The sequence below is a fragment of the Halomonas sp. 707B3 genome (assembly GCF_024158645.1).
Taxonomy (GTDB): domain Bacteria; phylum Pseudomonadota; class Gammaproteobacteria; order Pseudomonadales; family Halomonadaceae; genus Vreelandella; species Vreelandella lionensis.
This window is the reverse complement of record NZ_JAMZBE010000258.1, coordinates 1-2,379: the sequence shown is the minus strand read 5'-3', so window position 1 is coordinate 2,379 and position 2,379 is coordinate 1. Positions and strand designations below refer to the sequence as shown.

2 protein-coding genes are annotated in these 2,379 nt (G+C 52.7%); both read left to right on the top strand.

The features are described 5' to 3' along the window. The first annotated feature begins 1,002 nt into the window (after positions 1 to 1,002). Positions 1,003 to 1,347: a hypothetical protein gene (locus BIS10_RS18380; RefSeq protein ID WP_035561771.1), complete on the top strand. Its 345-nt coding sequence runs from the start codon at positions 1,003 to 1,005 to the stop codon at positions 1,345 to 1,347. Between the two features lie 531 nt (positions 1,348 to 1,878). Beyond that, entirely contained in the window at positions 1,879 to 2,187 is a 309-nt protein-coding gene (locus BIS10_RS18375; RefSeq protein WP_035561777.1) for a hypothetical protein, read from the top strand. Positions 2,188 to 2,379 lie beyond the last annotated feature (192 nt).

Here is a 2,379-nt window from a genome sequence, read left to right as displayed (position 1 = left end):
GCATGGCACTGTCTGGGTGAATGGCGATAATGGCTATATTGCCATGCAGGTCAGTGGGTTAGAAGTGCTTCCGGGGGCCGGTCTCACGGATTCAGGTCAGTACCGAAAGGCGTCAGGATGAAGCCTATCGAATATTATTGGATGAAACTTCGACGAAACCCTCATGGCCAATGGGTGGCCCCCTTCTCGGTCGTTCGAGAGCAGATGCGATGCAGAAGACAGATAGGACACATTGACGTTCGCATCGACTTACCGGGAGAAAGCGGTCGCCAGCTTGTCGGTCAGTGCGAGGAGCTACCGGACAGGGATGTCACAATCGATTTCAACCAACCCCCAAGCTACCTAGCTTATCAGTAATGCTGCCTAGACAAGATAGATAAAGGAGAAGTGCTGAAATAGACATTTTACTCAGGCGGGCGCCGCTGGGGCCGCGCCATGGTGGGCACTGCGATTACCGATCGCGAGACATTGAAGCGATACCTTCGGGCGCTCACCGCCTGTGAAATTGATTCTACTAACGGCAGCTCGAAATAAGATCATGGCCGCCAAATCCTGCCTATCCAGCCTTCCCTCAACTGAGCGAGATTGTCGGTTGGGGATTATTTTTTCCGATATTAACTTCCCAGATGTCACCCATGTCCCTATCTTATTGGCGAGGCCGTTCATTGAACGGTATGGGAAACGGAAATTGCTAATCACGATGACCTCTAAGGTTGATTGTCAGGTTGTTTCGACAAGGCCCGCGGGCTTTTCGGCTATCACGCAAGGGCGCTTACGTCAGCAGTCCTGATAATAACCTCCTTGAGGAATCCCTGTGGCATTTCGCTCCAGGTAAAGCTGTCTTGCACAGCAAATCTGCAGCTTTCAGCTGATCAGATTCAAGGTTTTTACCTTCAAGCCCCTTCTAGTTCGCTAGTTGGGGCTTTCTCATTCTGTGTCATTGCCATCCCTAACTCCCTATAACCAGCCATTCATGAGCCTGGGGACAATAGGGGGGATCGCATGCAGCAACGTGTTGAGCAGGTGGATCAGGCCGGCGAGACGCTGGTGACACACTATCTGGATAATCCTTTTTCTCGGTCGTCCGTCATTGGCGAGGCTTGTATTCGCCTGTCATGGGATTGCTCCCATCCTAAGTACCCCCAACGCGAAACCCTGTTGCGATATGTCGCTGCCGCACAAGCCCTGGTGATCGATACCCAGCAGCACATCAATCGCCTGGCTTCACGAAAGCGATCTCGCTCCGCGGCCGTCGAGTATGCGATGAGGATTCACCTCGCAGGACGAGTTCGCGAGCAAGCCCTCCATGCCCTAACCAACCGGAATGAGATAACCAATGATCACTAGCATCGAATATACAAGTCGACGTGACATCGAGCGCCGGCAAGCAAGCGCCGATACTGTAGTCCTGTCCATTCGAGGGCTTGACGAGCGTTCAACTCGCTTGGCAAAGGGGGGGGATGATGTTCTCTTAATGCAGTTTGATGATGTCGTTCCCGGTGAAGGCTTCGGCTGCGAAGAACCCATGACGCTCGAGGATGCACAGAGAATTTCTGGGTGGATTCGCCAGTGGTCCAGCGATCGCAGGCCGGTGAAGCTGGTCATTCACTGCACTGCCGGGGTGAGCCGGTCTGCTGCTGTGGCTCTATGGGCTGGCGCCTCACTCAATCGACCTGCCCAGGGAGTCGAAGGTGATGGTAGGGATGCGAATCCGCACGTTCGGTCAATGCTCGACCGGGCGGCTGCGTGAAACGTCCATGTTTTATACTGTAGCCTATCGACTGGTTGCGGCCATCTAGCACTCAAGGCCTCCAAGGGTCACTCTGCGCCCTACCAATGATGAGTCCTGCAACGGGCAGGAATGACTAAGGAGACCGTATGAAAGAGTTCGAGGGCTGCTTCAAGGGTTACATGCTCAACAGCAGTATGGATGGGATGAGCCTCCCAGCAGGGGCCACTGAGCAGATTTATATCGGGTTGTACCATATCGATGGTGGGACAGCCGGGGAGTTCTGCATTCAGTGGGGTAATCACTCCCCTTTATTGCATGTTTATCAGGATGATTGGAAAGCCCTGTACTCTATGCAAGATGTGCTGAATTTACTGGCTGAACTGGATGGCAAAGAGATAACTCCAGAAAAGTTTATTAAGAAACTTAAAGCCTTAGGGTTTCGAGAGAACCTGTAGTTTCATTGAGGCTTAACGAGATTTTATTTCATCCTGAAGGCCCCTCTGAATCGCCCCGGATATTCTAGACACCCGTTAGGCTCTTAAAGTAACCCTGAATCCGTGAAGCCGGCGCCGACACTTTCCCTATCACCGCCAGCGAGCACTTTTTGATCATTCGCCCCGTGCAAGTTGGCTTTCGCAAGCCCGTTA

Excerpts from the sequence above, each read along its gene's own strand:
- BIS10_RS18375 (WP_035561777.1), top strand. The coding sequence starts at position 1,879 with ATGAAAGAGTTCGAGGGCTGCTTCAAGGGTTACATGCTCAACAGCAGT.
- BIS10_RS18380 (WP_035561771.1), top strand. The coding sequence starts at position 1,003 with ATGCAGCAACGTGTTGAGCAGGTGGATCAGGCCGGCGAGACGCTGGTG.